The organism is Armatimonas sp. (assembly GCF_031410135.1).
Classification (GTDB): Bacteria; Armatimonadota; Armatimonadia; order Armatimonadales; family Armatimonadaceae; genus Armatimonas.
This window is the reverse complement of the sequence record NZ_JANNYP010000466.1, coordinates 1-15,692: the sequence shown is the minus strand read 5'-3', so window position 1 is coordinate 15,692 and position 15,692 is coordinate 1. Positions and strand designations below refer to the sequence as shown.

The following is a 15,692-nucleotide window of genomic DNA, read 5'->3' as shown; positions in this document are numbered from 1 at the left end:
TGTTTACCTCACCTATGCAGGTAGAACCTGATAGGCAATACCTGTCAGTACTCCCATGATCACCCAGAAAACGGCGCTCAGTGCATCGCCCAGAACTAATCCTAGAAAGAACGGAAGTGCCAGCCGATAGGCTCCCATTCCTCCAAGGCGCAGGAGGAGTGTCTTCGCGAGCCAGCCGAGCATTACCGAGAACCAGGCCATGTGGAGCCCGTAGACTGGCGCCGTGAGAAAGCCAATCGGGTGGAGTCCCACGCCAAAGCGCACGCGGCAAAGCAGCAAGCCCGCCACGGTCACAAAGCCCCCCAAGACATGCCAGAGATTACTGAGCGCGGGGCGTAGCGGCGACGAAGCCGCGCTGGCGGCAAGCTGGAGTGGAATCTGTGGTCCGGTTCGAAAAGTCCACGACTCAAATGCCGCCGTGCCTCCCGAGAGATAGGGCAGCCGGATCAGCGCAAAACCTGCCACCAGCACCGCCACGGTCAGCGTGAGACCAGCGATCTTGAAAAAGCGACTCGGAGCCAGCCCCGTCTCGGACGCGGCCCGTGCTCCCCCTAAAAGTCCGGGTAGAAGCAGCTCGCGGGTGTTGTAGACAAAGCCGTACTCCGCGCGATAGAGCGTGTAGAGCGTCGGCGGCGCAACGGTACTCATGCCCAAGAGCGGCCCCAGCACATCGAATGTGGTGAAGGGCATCGCCATAAACAGCACGCCTGCTTGGCACGTGGCCCAGGAGACCGTGACCAGCGCTAAAACAATCATCAAGAGCGATGCCAAGATCAGCGCGGGAGGAATCCCCGCCGCCCACTCCCAGATTACTATTCCAAGTACGGAGCCACAGAACGCCCAACGGAGCTTTTTATCGGTCTCCAGCGTGGTGCGTAGGTGCTTGCGTGCGCCCCAGAGAATCCAACCCACCAGAGCCAGTGCGCCGCCAAATGCCTGGAGCGAGTAGAACAGCCGGAAGCTAAAGCCGCTAAGCGAGGCGGGCTGGTCCCAGTTCTGGTAGCCCGCCACCAAACACTGCAACTTAAAGAGGACAAAAAAGAGCCAGAGCGAGAGCCCCACCTCGCCCGAAAGCAAGAACCCAATCCCCACGGCCAGCGGAAAGAGCGAGAGCTGAAGCGGCCCGATCTGGTTCCACGGTGGCTGAGTGAGAAAGTCCATCGCATTGATCGTCGTGGTGAGCTCTGGCAGTGACGGGTAGAGCTTATGAAACCCATTGAGCCCGTGCAGCGCCAGTGCCAAGCCCGCCCCTATCCAGAGTACGGGGCTCCGCAAGAGCCTGCTTTTTGGCTCCGTGAGCAAGAGAGGGAGCTGCACGAGAGGAAAGGCAAAGCGCTCGCTCTCGATCCACTGCTTGCGCAAGAGTGCGGCCACGCTAAACGTCAGGACAAAGAAGCACAGGGCAAAGGCTCCCCAGGCAAGCAGCGGCAAGACCCAAGCGCCCCAGGGAACCTGCTCCAGCCCACGCGGGTAGCCGTTGTAAAACGCCCTTGCCGCTTCGGTGTCGGGCATCTTGAGCCAGTCGGGCATCGGGCCCCAGACCTTCCGCTCCCAGTCGTTGGTGCTGGTTGAGAAGTAGGCGGCAGCGGGGATATTGGGGATAAAGGTGCGCATCATCCCGGAGCCGGGAATCCCACTGGCCAGGAGCGCCATGCTCCAGAGCATAAGCTTCTCAGCCCGTGTCAGCCAGCGAAAAGGCAAGAGGAGTAGCAGCAGGGCCAGAGCCAGTACCGGAAACTGATTGCCCCCCACTGGGGAAGCGAGGAGCTTGAAGTTGTTGTAGGGGGTGAAGAGACAGAGTCCCACCACGATCAAGAGCCCCAGTGCCACGACCCGCTTGCGCATAACTTGCATTGTGCCCGACATTTCGAAATATAGTTTATCCGCCGCGTCGAATTTATTATCCGTTTCGCTCCAACCCCTCGTCAGATCGTAATCGGGCCTTCGTCGCTGATGAGCTTGCAAAGAATCGGGTCTTGGAGCAAGGCAAGTAGGTCGCAGGGCTTGCCGTTGAGACGTGCGGTGCGCTGGATCAGGCGAATCCCATGGCTATAATCCACGTAGGTTTCACGGTGGACAATGGTGAGCGGCTGGATGGGCTGGCCATCCAATTTGTGCCAGCCGTAGATCGCCACTTTGTTGGGCTTCTCTTTGAGGCGATTAGTCCAGACGACATCTTTCTTAATCCCCGCAGTAAGTGCCCCGAGTTTTCCCACGCGCTGCGCTTCAATGAGCCTGCTGTGCTGTGCAAACGTGCTCGCCGCCTCCCGCGACTCGGTGAGCGGCTGCGGGTCGAGCTTGAGCGTGGCTTGCGAGTAGATCGCATCCACCAGTCGCTTCGTGGGCAAGATACAGCCGAACGCATCCGCAAGCTTGTGGGCGGTCATGGGCGTAAGCGGCGTGCGGATAAAGTCCGTGTCGCTACCGACGGCGAGATAGTCCGGCAGGACTTGGCAGGTGAGCGGCCCGAGTGTCAGGGGGACAAATCGGCGGAGAAACTCGGGGAGGTTGCCGCGCAGTAGCTCCGCTATCAGCAGCTCCTCGCGCTCAGCGAGGGGGAACTTTTCGAGGCGTGTGAATATCTCGGCACCACCGAGTGCGTCTTTAGGGCGCGGGGGAATCCCGGCGGCGGGCTGGATATAGTTTGTGTAGCGGCGCGGCTCCGAAAATGCCTGTGCGGGGTCAAGCGCAGCAAGCAGACCGTTCCACTCTCCTACAAGCGCGGTGTGCAAAATGGCGTTCTTGGGGTTTGCATGAACATGGAGCACAAGCTGGCCCTCAAGTGCTGTCTTGGTCGTGATTGCCCCGGCTTTGCTATCGACGAACGCTAGCTCTTTGGCGAAGCGTGCGTGCATGCGCTCCGTCGCACGGAACGTCCCGCCGTCTGGGCCGACCACTTTCTTGCCATTTAACTGAATTTCTCGGTCGTCGTAGGCGATTACCGTGAGCCGCCTTGCTTTATCGCCACGGAGCCACGCGAGCACCTTCTCGCCGTGCCTTTCGGGGCTAGTGTTGGAGTAGCTGTAGTTGGCATCGAGAAAGCCGAGGGTGTCCACAAAGTCGGGGATCGTCTCACCGCCGTTGAGGAAGCCCCAGAGAAAGCTTCCGCCGCCACTGTGCCCCGTGATCGTAACCCGAGAGCGTGGAAAGACGGCCCGCAGGTCGCCTACCATGCGCCGAATGAGCTGGGCATTATCGGTGTGTTTTGCTCGCCAGGCGGGCCAGCTCAGGCCACTGGCTTCCAGGCAGGCGAGGACAATATTCTCGGAGAGCGTTTTCTCCCGCAAGAGCCGAAGCTGCGCGGCAACGTGTTGAATATCAAAGTGCCAGTCTGTCTTAGCATCTTTGGAGAGCTGGCTACCCAGTGTCTGCTCGATGGTGTTGCCATTGGGTGTGGCGTAGAGCACGAGGCGCGTGGGTTTTGTGGGATCGAAGGTAAGCGGCGCATTGAGCACCACGTGCACCTCAGGTATCGGCCAGCACTCCCGGACTTGCTCGGTAAACCAGAGGCTGGCATGGAACCCAGGCAAGAGCAACATTCTCAGTCTTCTTTTTTTACTTCGATAAATCGGACGTTGCGAATCTGACCCCAGGCAAGCTCTAAAGGGGCGTCTTTATTGCTACCATCCGTACCGACGATCAAGTCATTTGTCGGATGAATCGTGAGAACGGTGTACTCGCCATCCGCGTCCCAGTCTTCCAGTGCACCACTTTCCCAGGCCCAAACGCTCATGCCTCCTGCTCGCATACTGGCGAAGTGTTGCTCAACGGCGTGTTCTCCTCCACGTAGCCTCAGGCTCTCCAGTAGCTCCGGGGTTGCGGGAACGACAGGAACCGTGATGACAGAGTCCGCAGGACGCGCAGCATAGTGCAAGCGCCCAATTGTTACCACCTTACCGGGGACATCCGGCGAGGTATAGTTCTCCAACCCACTCTGAGAAAGCCGTATCACGAAGTCCACAAACATGGGCTGACGGGGCACCAGTGGCCAGTCACGTTTAACGGGCCCAAAGCGGTACTCCGCGGAGAAATGATAGAGGCATCCGGGACGAGTGCGGTGCTTAGGAGGCAAGACTTGATAGATCGCCTCACCCGTGTCCTTACTCCCCCACATCATGATCGCTCCAGGACTACCTTCAGCCTCGGGCATCACCCACTGAGGCGAGCCTCCACGTAAAGGAAGCCAGCCCATGACATTTGTCCAGGGCAGAGAGTTACCAGGGCCGTGTCCCTGATTTCCTTCCATGAAATTGCCATTGATAAGGAGGTTGTCTTCGAGACTGATAAGAAGCCCACGGCGAAAGGCATGTTGTACGGTACTAAAACGATCGGTGGAGCCTAGAAGCTCTGCAGCACGCTGAAAATAGGCATTGACCGTAGTAGGTGAGAGATTGAGCAGAACTGCGAGAGTCTTGGTCTCTGTCGTATTAAACTCGCGGCAGGTGCGAAGTAACTCGGTGAGGTGGTTGGGTAGAGTCCGTGTCATTGACACAGGATTCTACCATGCCACATGCGAGCCCTTTACTTTTTGTCACGACTCCGTCGTCGGGTGAGCACCAAGGTTCCCCCCAACAGAAGAAACGCCATCGTCCCTGGCTCCGGCGCGGCCCCTCCCCCACTCGTGGAAAGACTAAGGACGACGGGTGGTGTGTTGTTAATGGGAAGCCCTCCCGTCGGATCAACCGCATTAAACAGGAACTGATCATCTGGCCCGACAATGGTGGTGATTCGTCCGCCAAAGGCCACGAGGCCCCCAAGCGCACTATTGAGTGCTGCTAAGCCTGCCGGATTGAAGGTTAGGTTGAGTGTCTGGCCATTGCTTGCCGTAGACGCCGTGATCGTCCCAAAGCTCGTCCCCGTTCCCAGAGAGTTGAAGACCGCAAGTCCTGGCGCACCCGCACCAAAGCCTCCTTGAATACTTGTCGGATTCGCAGTTGTCGAAGTCAGCTCATAGGTCTCGGTGGCATCGCCAAAGTAGCCATTGTTGGAGTCGGGAGGTGCAATCGGGTTGTAGAGCTGAAGTGTCGCTCCTGTGATCGGACTGGAAATCCCCGCGAGATTAAACACAAAGTAGTTGCGACGCTCACTGCCTTCTTCTAGCCCCACGAAATACGACTGGTTGGCGGGCTGAGCATTATTGACCGACGAGCCACTACCAAAAAACAAGCCAGAGCGTACCGGGTTGAGGTTCTGTGCCTGTGCCGATGCGAGAGAAAGAAGAGTGAGTGCTCCCAGTGTAGCCCCATGCGAGATCCATTTCATAAATAAGTATCCTTCCACACGAATTTCAAATCGTGACGATTGATTCTAGGTGTGGAAGGAGGGAGCTACCCAGTGTGAATAGTGACGTGTGACAAGTCATGTGTTACTATTCACACTTACGAAAATAAAGCTAGGCAATCTCAATGAAACGAATGCGGCGGATCTGGCCCCAGGCGAGCTCTAGGGGAGCATCAGGATTGGTGCTCTCCTTGCCCACAAGGAGATCATTGGTGGGATGGATCGTGAGGCAGTTGTAGGGAGCGTCCGCCGTCCAGTCTGGGATCGCGCCCCACTCCCACTCCCAGTAGTGGTTTCCCCCCACACGGTCGGTGTAGAGCGCCTGCACGACCGCGTGCTCGCCCCCGAAACGACGCAACTCCTCTAGATACTCAGAAGTGATGGGAACCGCCGGGGGAACCACCTGGACAGGAGGCCGAGCAGCGTAGTGGAGCCGTCCCAGAGTGGCGACTTGCCCCGGCGTATCTGGCGTTGTGTAGTGCGGAAGCGCTCCCACCGACACGCGCACCACAAAATCCACGAACATAGGCTGACGCGGCACGGTAGGCCAGTCGCAGCGCACCGGCCCAAAGCGATACTCGGCGGAGAAGCGATACGAGCGGCCTGGCTGGAGCTGGCGAACCGGTGGCAGACTCTGAAAGATCGCCTCCCCCACATCGGCAACTCCCCACATCATCATCGCCGCAGGCTCCCCCTCGTGCTCAGTAATCCACTGGGGAGTAGAGGGCCGCAGCTCTGACCAGCCAATCACGGTTGACCACGGCAGCGAGGCATCAAGCGCCTGCCCTCGATGCCCCTCGGTAAAGTCGCCATTTATCAGCAGATTATCGTCGCTAGCCAGTAGAATCCCGAGCCGAAATGCCTGCTGAACCGTACTAAAGCGATCCGTTGTCCCTAAAAGCTGCGACGCGCGCTGAAAGTACGCATTCACGGTCGCAGGGGCTAGACCGACGTGGCGAGCGAGAATCTTTGTCTCGGTAGTATTAAGCTCGCGGCAGGCACACAGTAAGACCACCAAGTGGTGCGGCAACGTCGGTGTCATCACCTCATCCCTACTTGGGCTCCAGGCTAAACAAGTGCGCTCGTGGCTTGGCCGCATCGCGCTGGGCCTTGGTGAGTGGCTCATCGGCAGCATCGAGGTTCTTTAGGAGATTGGGGAGAAACTGTGCCGCCTGCGTGTCGCTGGCTTGGGGCACCTGGTACTCACGCCAGCGGCTATTGTGCACATTGGAGCGCAGCTGGGTAAGCTTGCCCACCAGAAGCGCCTGCTGGAGCATGGGGGTGTTCAGCGTAGCGAGATTGACTCCCGCGGCGAGCTGCTCTTTCGTAAACTCCCCCGTGCTCTTACCATCAATTTTCAGCGTGTAGCGCGGCGCAGCCAGATTGGTAACCGTGAGCATCTCTTTATCAAGCGCCTCGACAAAGTCCGACGAGGCCACAGCGAGATTATACGGCGCGGCATTGTTCGGATCAGGCGATCCCAGCGGAAACGGCAGCGAGCCTTCGAGCGCACTCCAGCTCAGCAGGCCATCTTTGGCCTGTACTTTGCTGACTTTGGCGTTCTGCGCCTGCGCCTTGCCACTTGCCGCGTCCACGCTCACGGAGGAGACCAGCGCGGGGGCGTTCCATGCCTTGAGCAGGCACTCAGCCATGATGAGCTGACCGCCCCAGCCGGGATGCACCCGATCCGCGATGATTTTAGCGGCGTTGGTCGGGTCGGCGGCTTGGGCTTTCTTGAGCATCGCCACCACAGGATTGTTGAGATCCGCCACACCCGCCCCCTGCTCACTGGCAAGCTGCCCGACAAAGCTGGCGTAGCGCAGGAGCACGGCGTTGTAGCCACCGGGGAACCCCTCTAGCCGCGTCACGTCGTCGTAGGGCGAGGGCTGGATCAGAGTTAAACGGACGCCGGGGTTGTCTTTCTTGACTTTCTCTACCAGGTGCTTGTAGCCATCCGCGTAGGTATTAAAGATTCCCGCATCGAAGGCACGGTAGCTGGCATCGTTCATCCCGAGCATCACGGTCACAACACTGGGCTTGTAGGCAGTCACATCCCGGTCCAGGCGCAGATCAATCTGCCCACCACCACCGCCCGTGACTCTATCGCCCCCCCAGCCGGAGTGGACAAAGCGAACATTGAGGTTGGGAAAGCGCGTCACAATGTATTGCTCGGTGAGGAGGGTGTACATGCGCTGGTCGGTGATACTATCGCCGTAGAAGACCACGCGATCCCCGTTTTTCAGTGCAAACGGTGTCGTGGGGGTCTGCGCCTGCGCAGGAACACCCAAGAAAGCCATGCCACCAATCAAGGCAGCAAGTGTTACAAAGCTTTTATTCATGTTATTTTTGAAGAGGTTCATCGAGCCATTTCATACTTTTCAGGAACTGATCCATCGAAGGCGTGAGACGTTCAAAGTCCTCTTTTTTGCAAGTGAGTGTCGTGATATAGATACGTCCCTGATGGCAGACATAGACTTGTCGGTTCTTAATAAGAACGCTCTGTCCCACAGGCTTAACTTGACCATCGAGCTGCCAGGCATCCGAGCCCAAAAGCGTGAAACGTTGTTTTGCCGTCAGACGAAAACCGGGGTAGCGCTGTCCCAGAGCCATCGCAATGGTTGCAGGAAGGTTATCAGGGAGCTTGGTACGGCCCGCATCTACCGAAAACGCCAGAGAAAGCGTCGCACCTGTGTTGCTTATGGGGCTCAGGGTCGCCAGAATACCAGGCTTTTTCTCCGCCAAGGGCAACAATCGCCAACCTAAAGGAACACGGGCGGAGATTTTCTCCGAAGCGAATCGCATTGCCTCACTATCGGGTACGGACGCACGCTTTTCCACGGGCTGCGGGGTCGCTAGGATTGCGGGAATACCAGCACGCTGGCTATCTTGAGCCGATGCCATGCTCCCTAGGACGCTTCCTAGTAGGGCCAGAATCAACACTGTCTGTCTCATGAGAATCTCCTTTCTATCGTACCATGTACGTAGTACGAAGACATTGACACGAATGTTCAGGAGAGATATACTTTGTGAAAACAATCACGAAGTCAGAAAAGCGAGCGAAAACGATGTTTCCTCTTACCCCCTCAAAACGTGCCCCGGAAAGTGATATTACCGATATCGCGGAGAAAGTCTGGGCACAGCAACGCCTCACTGCCGACGATGCCTTGCGCCTGTTTTACCACCCCAACCTCGATGAGCTAGCCCTTCTAGCCGACTCCGTGCGCCGCCGAATCAACCCTGAGCCCATCGTGACCTATATCGTCAGCCGCAATATCAACTACACCAATGTCTGCTGGGTGCGCTGTAGTTTTTGTAATTTCTACCGCACGCCAGGCGACAAGAGCGGCGACTCCTACGTGCTCTCGCGGGAGCAGATTCATCAGAAGCTCCGTGAGCTCTCCGAAGTCGGGGGCGTGGAGATGCTGATGCAGGGCGGCCTAAACCCCAAGCTGAAAATCGAGTGGTACGAGGAGCTTTTGAGCTGGATGCGCGAGGAGTTCCCGCATATTATCCGCCACTGTTTTTCGCCCGCCGAGCTGATCTATGTCAAGAATATCAGCAAGCTGACGATGGAGGAGACGCTTACTCGCTTAAAAGCAGCGGGCCTCCAGTCTATTCCGGGCGGCGGCGCGGAGATATTAACCGACCGGGTGCGCAATTTTATCTCGAAGTACAAAGACACCGCCGACGAGTGGCTGGACTGCATGCGGGTCGCGCACAAAGTCGGGATTCCCTCGACGGCGACCATGATGTACGGCTCCGTGGACACCTACGAAGATCGTGTCGAGCACTTTCTTCGATTACGCGAGCTGCAAGATGAGAGTATTGCAAACTCCCCTGCTCGCTTCACTGCCTTTGCCGCCTGGAGCTACCAGCCCGACGGCACCGAGCTGGGCGGTACCCGCGCATCTGGCCTGGACTATCTGCGCACCATCGCGATTGCCCGTCTGATGCTCGATAACTTTGCACACATGCAGGCAAGCTGGGTAACCCAAGGCCCCAAGATCGGGCAGCTCTCTCTGCGCTACGGCGTGGACGACTTCGGCCAGACGATGATGGAGGAAAACGTGGTCTCCACCGCAGGCTGCACCTTTGCCGTCTCGATAGAAGAAATGGAGCGCCTCATCACCGACGCAGGCTACACCCCCGCTCGCCGCAACACCCGCTACGAGCGCGTCTAAATTTTCGGTAAAAATCGCCGAAGGCGCGGCGACTTGCTCGCCCCAAAGCCCGGAGGTTTATCGTCCAGGGCTAATTACAAACCATTTTCCGGATTTGACGATACCTGTGGAGTTTAGGCGTCATGATCGAGATTTCCAATCTTTGGGACTTTAACAATCCAACACTCAGCGAGCAGCGCTTTCGGCAAGCTTTGGAGCAGGCAACGGGCGACGACGCACTTCTGCTCCAGACACAGATCGCCCGGACGTATGGCTTGCGAAAAGATTTTGCACAGGCGCAGGAGATCCTCAGCGCCCTCGCCGACTCCATAGCTACCGCCTCCCCCGAAGTTCAAGTGCGCTATTTTCTGGAGCTAGGGCGAACGTTTGCCTCGGCAACGCACCCGCCCGAGGCACAGACGCTGGAGAACAAAGCGCAGGCGACCAAGCACAACCTCCACGCCTTTGAGATAGCCAAAGCTGCCCATCTCGACTATCTTGCCGTGGATGCCCTCCACATGATGGCGTTTGTCGAGACGGAGCCGTCGGCACAGCTCGACTGGGATTTAAAAGCACTTGCCTACATGGAGGCGTCTCCGCAAGATGAGGCAAAGAAGTCGGAGGCGAGCCTGCGCAACAATGTCGGCTATGCACAGCATCTTCTCGGGCGCTACGACGACGCGATCCAGCAGTTCCTGCTCTCGCTGGCCGCCCATCAACGTGCCGGCAACGTTCAAAACGTCCGTATCGCCTACTGGATGATCGCCTGGACGCTGCGGGTGCAGGGCAAGCTGCAGGAAGCGCTTGAGATTCAGCTCCGCCTTGAGCAAGAGTGGGCAGCGGACGGCGAGCCTGATCCCTATGTTTTCGAGGAGCTGGAGCAGCTCTATCGCGCAGTAGGCGATACCGAAGAGGCCGATAGATCCGCAGAGAAGCTACGGCAGGCAAAATTACCACAGGCCTGAAGCGTTATTTGGTACACTGTGCCATGCGGGTGAGGGATATTTGGCGAGCGAGCTGGGTTCGAGTTTTCTTCGTGGTGGCGCTTTCTGTGTTGATCACTTGGACGACAGGCTCCCCGATCATCACGGGTCTCGAAGTGGCGGCCTTGCTGATTGCCTTTACGGTTGCCACCGCGTGGGGTGCTTTTCACATGCGCCGCCTCTGGGTGCTACGCCGTGATGTCTTCCGTGATGCGCTTCTCGCCAGCGTCCTGCTCTTTCTCTTGTTCCGGGGGGGGCTGGAACTCCTACGCGCGGACGGTAAGGCAGAGATTTTTTCGCAAGCCTCGGTTAGTATTCTCTTCGCACCGCTGCTTGCGGGTGCAGTGAGTCTGATTGTCTTCCCCCTTCTTATCAACTTTAACTTCACGCTGATTGCGCTTACGGGAATGATCAGCAAGAAAGACACGGCCGCAGAGCGCTCAATCTTGCCCCTTTATTGGCCGATCTTATTTTTTTGCGTGATCGTTGATTTTGCGCTCTTCAAGGTAACCAAGCCCTCGAATGTCGTCCTTTGGCCCGTGCTCGGTGCGACGCTGGCCTCTCCCTGGCTGACACTGCTCTGCGTTTTCGCACTACGACGCAGGGAGCAGGACGCCAAGGGGCTCTTTTGGCAGCTCACCATGCTGCTCCAGCGCAAGTGCACCCATCGACAGGGACGTGGTTTGAAAGACACACGTGGCCTTGTGCTGGGCGTCTTGGCAGGCTTACTGACCCTGAGCCTCGCAACTCCCCTCCTCCACGTGTTTATTGCCCCCTACGAGAGTGCCGCCTATGGCGCGGCGACTCGCATGGGAACCAATGTTTTAGGTGCTCGCAAGCTCCTCGTGGACGATGAAAAGGGTGCAGGACTTAGCTTCAGTGGCTTAGGGGGCGCGGTAAATATTATGGGAGAAGACCCCCTCTCGTCAAAAACACAAGAGACTCTTCAAAAAATCATCGTGATTACCTACGATGATTCTGCCCGGCGGCTTGTCCAGGAAAAATCCGAGGCGCATGTGCAGAGCGAGCTTCTACGTCAGCTTGCGCCCACCCACCCCACAGCCGTTGCGCTCGCGCTCCCTCCCGAACAGGTAGCGGCGATGCTCATGCAGGATGGGACAACCCCCAGTGTGAGCAACGAGGCGATCTTGGGCAACAAGCGCGACTACCCGAAGCTGGCCGCTGCCGTGAAGGCGCTGGGCTGTGTCTACATTGCCTCCTCTGTAGAAAAGAAAGAGAAGCGCAGTGCGTCTGCTCAGGCGGTTCTTGATGCGGCAAAGGCGGTGGGTTCCTCACAGATTATCGCCTACGGTACGATGGACGCGCCTGCCCTGCCACTCCAGCAAAACGAAAAGGAAAAAGAAAAGCTAACTCCGATCAGTCTGCTCCTCGCAAAACCTGCAAAAAGTATTGTGGAGAACAAAGACCGTCTCCTCATTGACTACCGACTGAACCTTCAGGAAGTGCGCTCTCCGCTCTCTGTCACACAGGTGCTCCAGGGGCAGAAGCTCTACGACTCCACCACCCGAAGCTGGCAGACACCCGCAAAGCTCTTTTCCGGGAAGCTGGTCTTTATCGAGGCACTCACGCCTCGTCTGCACGAGACGCCGGAAGGCCCACGGGGCGAGCTGGAGATCCAGGCACAGGCGACGGCGGCGCTGCTTCAGGGAAGCCGGTTCGAGACTGTGCCGTTTTGGGATACGGTCCTCCTGGTAGTGGGGCTTGCAGCGCTGGTGGGCCATCTCTGTGTGGGGCGTGCCCCACTGGAGTCACTCTGGCGGGTTGCGTTTCCTATCGTGCTGGTTGGCGGTGGCTGCTTCCTCCAGACGGCCTTTGGGGCGCTCCGTGTTGACCCTGTGCTTCCGGTTTTTGGTGGGATACTGGCGTTTCTGATGGTCACTCAGTTCACCTTTGCCGTGGAGCGCGACGAGCGGGCACGCAACCGAGGGCTCCTGGCACGCTTTATTCCGCCCCAGGCCATCGAGGAGCTCCTCGACGACCCCGTGGGCAAGCTCGGGCTGGGCGGTAAGCGCCGACGCCTCGTGGTGCTCTTCGCGGATGTGCGTGGGTTCTCCCGCTTTGCAGAGAAGAGCACGCCTGAAGAGGTGGTGACAACCATGAACCGCTACCTGATGGTCATGACCGATGCCCTCAACGACCACGAAGGGATTCTGGACAAGTACACCGGCGATGGCTTGATGGCGCTCTTTCTGGTGGACGAAAATGCCGTTGAAGCCGATGTCCTACGCGCCGTGCGCGCGGCGGAGGCGATGGCCAAGTCCGTGCTGGATCTCTCCCAGGCCATGCAAGCCGAGGGCGGCGAGGCACTAGCGGTGGGCCTTGGTCTGCACTACGGCGAAGCGGTAGTCGGACTGATGGGCCATCCGACGCGCCAGGTAAACTACACCGCACTTGGTCATACCGTTGTCGTGGCAGCTAGGCTTCAGACCCTGGCGGCAGGAGGCGATATTATCCTCAGTGATGCCGTTTATCGCGCCCTTCCTCCGGGAACTGTCAATGCCGAAGCGGGCGAGACGGTCACTGTCAAAGGTGTCGCCGACCCTGTGCCAATCTTCCGCATCCGAGTTACTCAGAACAGGTAAACTAGTTCCATGACTGAGCTAACTGCCACCGAAGTCGGTGCCCCTCCGGACTGGGCGCTACGAATGCGCCATCTCATGGCGGTGATGGACGAGGCAGTGCCCGCCTTTCAAGAGCGCTACTGTCGCGCCGATGGGACACTGATCTGGCGGCAGGAGTGGCCCGGCATGGACGGCAGCGACGATGGCTACGAGAGCTTTCATAACTGGCCCTTGCTTTACTCATTGGGTGGCGCAAGTGATCTGTTTGAGCGCTCGCGGTTTCTCTGGGACGCCGTCACGCGCCAGTTTACGGCTTACGGACAGGTCTGGCAGGAGTTCGATGCCTACTACGACTGGATGCACCACGGCGAGTCCAACCTCTATCTCTACTATTTTGGGCTGTGCCATCCCGGCCATCCCGTTGAGAAAGCACGGGCACTACGATTCGCAAAACTCTACACCGCCGGTATCAACTGGGACGCAGACAAAAGACTCATCCGGTCTCCAATAACCGGAAGCAAGGGGCCACGCTTTGAGAATAGCTGGGAGGACTGGGAGACCCACCGCGAGGTTCTGGACAACTACCCGCCCCCCTTCGACGACATTGAGGGCGTCCCAGGCCCGCTGGCAAACTGGAGTGACGACCAGGTCTATGGCAAGATCCTGCCACTTCTCAACCAGCGCATGATGACGGGAGATGTGCCGCTCAACCTCACGGCCACGAGCCTCGCTACCCATGCCTTCTGCTACACCGGCGACGATCATTTTAAAGCCTGGGTAGTTGACTACCTTGAAGCCTGGGCAGAGCGCATCCAACATAACGGCGGCCTCTGCCCCGACAATGTAGATGAAAACGGCGTGATCGGTGGGCGTATGGACGGCAAATGGTGGGGCGGCTACTACGGCTGGCGCTGGCCGCACGGGGTGATGAGCCTCCTCCAGCCGCTGGTGATAGCCGCCATGAACGCTGCGCTGCTCACAGGGGATCTCTCGTATCTGGATATTCCTCGCAGCCAGCTAGATCGCATGGTAGAGCTGGGTCGCGAGGAAAATGGTGTCCTGCTGATCCCCCATCGCCACACGGACTCCGGCTGGACAGCGTATCGCCCCCTCGCCCCAGAGTTCCCGCTTCAGCTTGCCTATTTCTCCATGGAGCAGAAGGACTTCGACCGCCTCACATTGTTCCCGGAACGGAAGACAACCTGGCGCGAGGTGATGCCCGGTCGGGGTAAGGGCGACTCGATCCATATCGCCCCATGGCACTGCTACCTCCAAGGCGACCTCCCCGACTACCCAGCCCAGATATTGGATGCCCAGTACGCCGAAGTGGCACGACGGCTGGCCGTGATGGCAGACGACGATGGCGACCCAGAAACATGGGATGTACACCACTGGCAGGACATCAACCCCGTCCACACCGAAGCGCTGCTCCAGCTTGCCTGTGGTGGCCCCCAGGTGATCTACCACGGCGGGCTACTCCACACGCGCTTGCGCTACTTCGACACCGAGCAGAAGCGCCCCGGCCTTCCGCCCGGTGTCGCCGCACTGGTATCAAAGCTTACACCGGAGAGTCTGACAGTGACCCTCTCTAACACGGCACCACGCCACACCCGCCGCATTACGTTGCAAGCAGGTCAGTTTGGGGAGCACGAGTTCGTGGGGCATGGAAAGCAGCTCACGATCACACTTCCCCCCGCGACTCAGCTCACGCAAACCCTTACTCAAAAACGCTTTGTGCACCGACCAAGCTACCAGCATCCCTTTGGTTAAGGGCGTCACCAACCGAATCTTTTAACGTGGAGAAATATTCAAAATGAAAACTCACTCACTCACGATATCAATCAAGTATCACGAGCCTCTACGCGGGCTTTCTTACTAGAGATGCTCCTAGATCCGCGTGCCTACCGCCTCGACGATCTGCTGCGCCGCCCGCTTCGTGCTACCGAAACTTGGCACCAGCAGGGGCTGAGGCTTGCGCTCCTTGCCAGTGACGAGCCCGTGCTTCCCGCTGAGGGACTCTGGCGACCAAGCCACATCAGCCTCTTTGGCCGTGAGCCCTTCTCGGAGCTTCAGGTGGCCCAGGACAGTTTTATTGCTCTAGATGGCACCCGGGTCGTCTCGCTGCTCCTCCGCAACCCGTCGTCGTCCTCGATTCCTCTTGAAATAACCGCACACTGGGATATGCAAGGAATGCATCGCTGCACGCCGCCGCTCGACGATCTATTTTTCCAGCTTGCGCCGGACACGACGGCTCACCGTGTCTTTACGCTCTCCGAAAGCTCGGATGGAAACGCCGCGCTGAAGCTTACGAACAAGTGGTACTTTGAGAGCTCTCCCGCCACAACCCAAGCCCGGCACCTAGAGGACTGGCAGCAGCAACACGCCTTCCTCTTCGATTGTAGCGATCCCTGGCTCACCCGACTCGTCGCTCATAGCCAAGCTCCTCGTTGGCGGGGCGTGAATGCCCCCTCTGCCCCCAAGGATGGGGGGGACGCTAAAGAATGGTTCCCCGACGGCGACTTTGACGCGCCTCTGGAGGAAATAGCGTGCCTGGCGTGGGATCGGTGGGTCGTCGAGACACTTGTCGGAGTTTCGTCAGACGGCGAGACTCTCAATATCCGCCCCGATAACGCCATGGGACTCTCAAGCTTCTGCCTACAAGGCCCGCACGGCTGCACGGTTGCCTG

12 protein-coding genes are annotated in these 15,692 nt (G+C 58.4%); 5 read left to right on the top strand and 7 right to left on the bottom strand.

The annotated features are described in order from the left end of the window. Nucleotides 1-12 precede the first annotated feature (12 nt). From RMO15_RS17345 to RMO15_RS17315, 7 genes are all read right to left on the bottom strand, one after another. A complete protein-coding gene (locus RMO15_RS17345; RefSeq protein ID WP_309714707.1) occupies nt 13-1,854 on the bottom strand; it encodes a DUF6785 family protein in 1,842 nt (613 codons plus the stop codon). Nucleotides 1,855-1,925: 71 nt separating this feature from the next. Continuing rightward, nucleotides 1,926-3,539 (bottom strand): hypothetical protein, encoded by a 1,614-nt coding sequence (locus RMO15_RS17340; protein WP_309714706.1) that lies wholly within the window; start codon nt 3,537-3,539, stop codon nt 1,926-1,928. Nucleotides 3,540-3,541: 2 nt separating this feature from the next. Then, nucleotides 3,542-4,486 carry a hypothetical protein gene (locus RMO15_RS17335; protein WP_309714705.1) on the bottom strand — a complete coding sequence of 315 codons (945 nt, stop codon included), beginning with the start codon at nt 4,484-4,486 and terminating at the stop codon, nt 3,542-3,544. A 35-nt stretch (nt 4,487-4,521) separates the two neighbouring features. Further along, nucleotides 4,522-5,262 (bottom strand): PEP-CTERM sorting domain-containing protein, encoded by a 741-nt coding sequence (locus RMO15_RS17330; RefSeq protein ID WP_309714704.1) that lies wholly within the window; start codon nt 5,260-5,262, stop codon nt 4,522-4,524. Nucleotides 5,263-5,392: 130 nt separating this feature from the next. Next, nucleotides 5,393-6,322: a hypothetical protein gene (locus RMO15_RS17325; RefSeq protein WP_309714703.1), complete on the bottom strand. Its 930-nt coding sequence runs from the start codon at nt 6,320-6,322 to the stop codon at nt 5,393-5,395. A gap of 10 nt (nt 6,323-6,332) precedes the next feature. Beyond that, nucleotides 6,333-7,640, bottom strand: coding sequence for an SGNH/GDSL hydrolase family protein (locus RMO15_RS17320; protein ID WP_309714702.1), 1,308 nt, complete (start codon nt 7,638-7,640; stop codon nt 6,333-6,335). Continuing rightward, nucleotides 7,621-8,232 carry a hypothetical protein gene (locus RMO15_RS17315; protein WP_309714701.1) on the bottom strand — a complete coding sequence of 204 codons (612 nt, stop codon included), beginning with the start codon at nt 8,230-8,232 and terminating at the stop codon, nt 7,621-7,623. The genes RMO15_RS17320 and RMO15_RS17315 overlap by 20 nt, the downstream gene beginning before the upstream one ends. A 74-nt stretch (nt 8,233-8,306) precedes the next feature. Here RMO15_RS17315 and mqnC point away from each other — a divergent pair, with 74 nt between their 5' ends. The 5 genes from mqnC to RMO15_RS17290 all read left to right on the top strand — a co-directional run. Next, nucleotides 8,307-9,461 (top strand): cyclic dehypoxanthinyl futalosine synthase, encoded by a 1,155-nt coding sequence (mqnC, locus tag RMO15_RS17310; protein ID WP_309714700.1) that lies wholly within the window; start codon nt 8,307-8,309, stop codon nt 9,459-9,461. 122 nt (nt 9,462-9,583) lie between these two features. Beyond that, nucleotides 9,584-10,405: a tetratricopeptide repeat protein gene (locus tag RMO15_RS17305; protein WP_309714699.1), complete on the top strand. Its 822-nt coding sequence runs from the start codon at nt 9,584-9,586 to the stop codon at nt 10,403-10,405. A gap of 86 nt (nt 10,406-10,491) precedes the next feature. Then, nucleotides 10,492-13,026 carry an adenylate/guanylate cyclase domain-containing protein gene (locus tag RMO15_RS17300; RefSeq protein ID WP_309714698.1) on the top strand — a complete coding sequence of 845 codons (2,535 nt, stop codon included), beginning with the start codon at nt 10,492-10,494 and terminating at the stop codon, nt 13,024-13,026. Nucleotides 13,027-13,035: 9 nt separating this feature from the next. After that, entirely contained in the window at nt 13,036-14,775 is a 1,740-nt protein-coding gene (locus RMO15_RS17295; protein ID WP_309714697.1) for a hypothetical protein, read from the top strand. Nucleotides 14,776-14,886: 111 nt separating this feature from the next. Continuing rightward, on the top strand, nt 14,887-15,692 hold an 806-nt coding region (locus RMO15_RS17290; protein WP_309714696.1), incomplete at its 3' end, for a hypothetical protein.

Coding starts and splice junctions, on each gene's coding strand:
- RMO15_RS17320 (WP_309714702.1), bottom strand. CDS start 7,640: ATGAACCTCTTCAAAAATAACATGAATAAAAGCTTTGTAACACTTGCT.
- RMO15_RS17340 (WP_309714706.1), bottom strand. CDS start 3,539: ATGTTGCTCTTGCCTGGGTTCCATGCCAGCCTCTGGTTTACCGAGCAA.
- RMO15_RS17315 (WP_309714701.1), bottom strand. CDS start 8,232: ATGAGACAGACAGTGTTGATTCTGGCCCTACTAGGAAGCGTCCTAGGG.
- RMO15_RS17345 (WP_309714707.1), bottom strand. CDS start 1,854: ATGCAAGTTATGCGCAAGCGGGTCGTGGCACTGGGGCTCTTGATCGTG.
- RMO15_RS17305 (WP_309714699.1), top strand. CDS start 9,584: ATGATCGAGATTTCCAATCTTTGGGACTTTAACAATCCAACACTCAGC.
- RMO15_RS17335 (WP_309714705.1), bottom strand. CDS start 4,486: ATGACACGGACTCTACCCAACCACCTCACCGAGTTACTTCGCACCTGC.
- RMO15_RS17295 (WP_309714697.1), top strand. CDS start 13,036: ATGACTGAGCTAACTGCCACCGAAGTCGGTGCCCCTCCGGACTGGGCG.
- RMO15_RS17325 (WP_309714703.1), bottom strand. CDS start 6,322: ATGACACCGACGTTGCCGCACCACTTGGTGGTCTTACTGTGTGCCTGC.
- RMO15_RS17330 (WP_309714704.1), bottom strand. CDS start 5,262: ATGAAATGGATCTCGCATGGGGCTACACTGGGAGCACTCACTCTTCTT.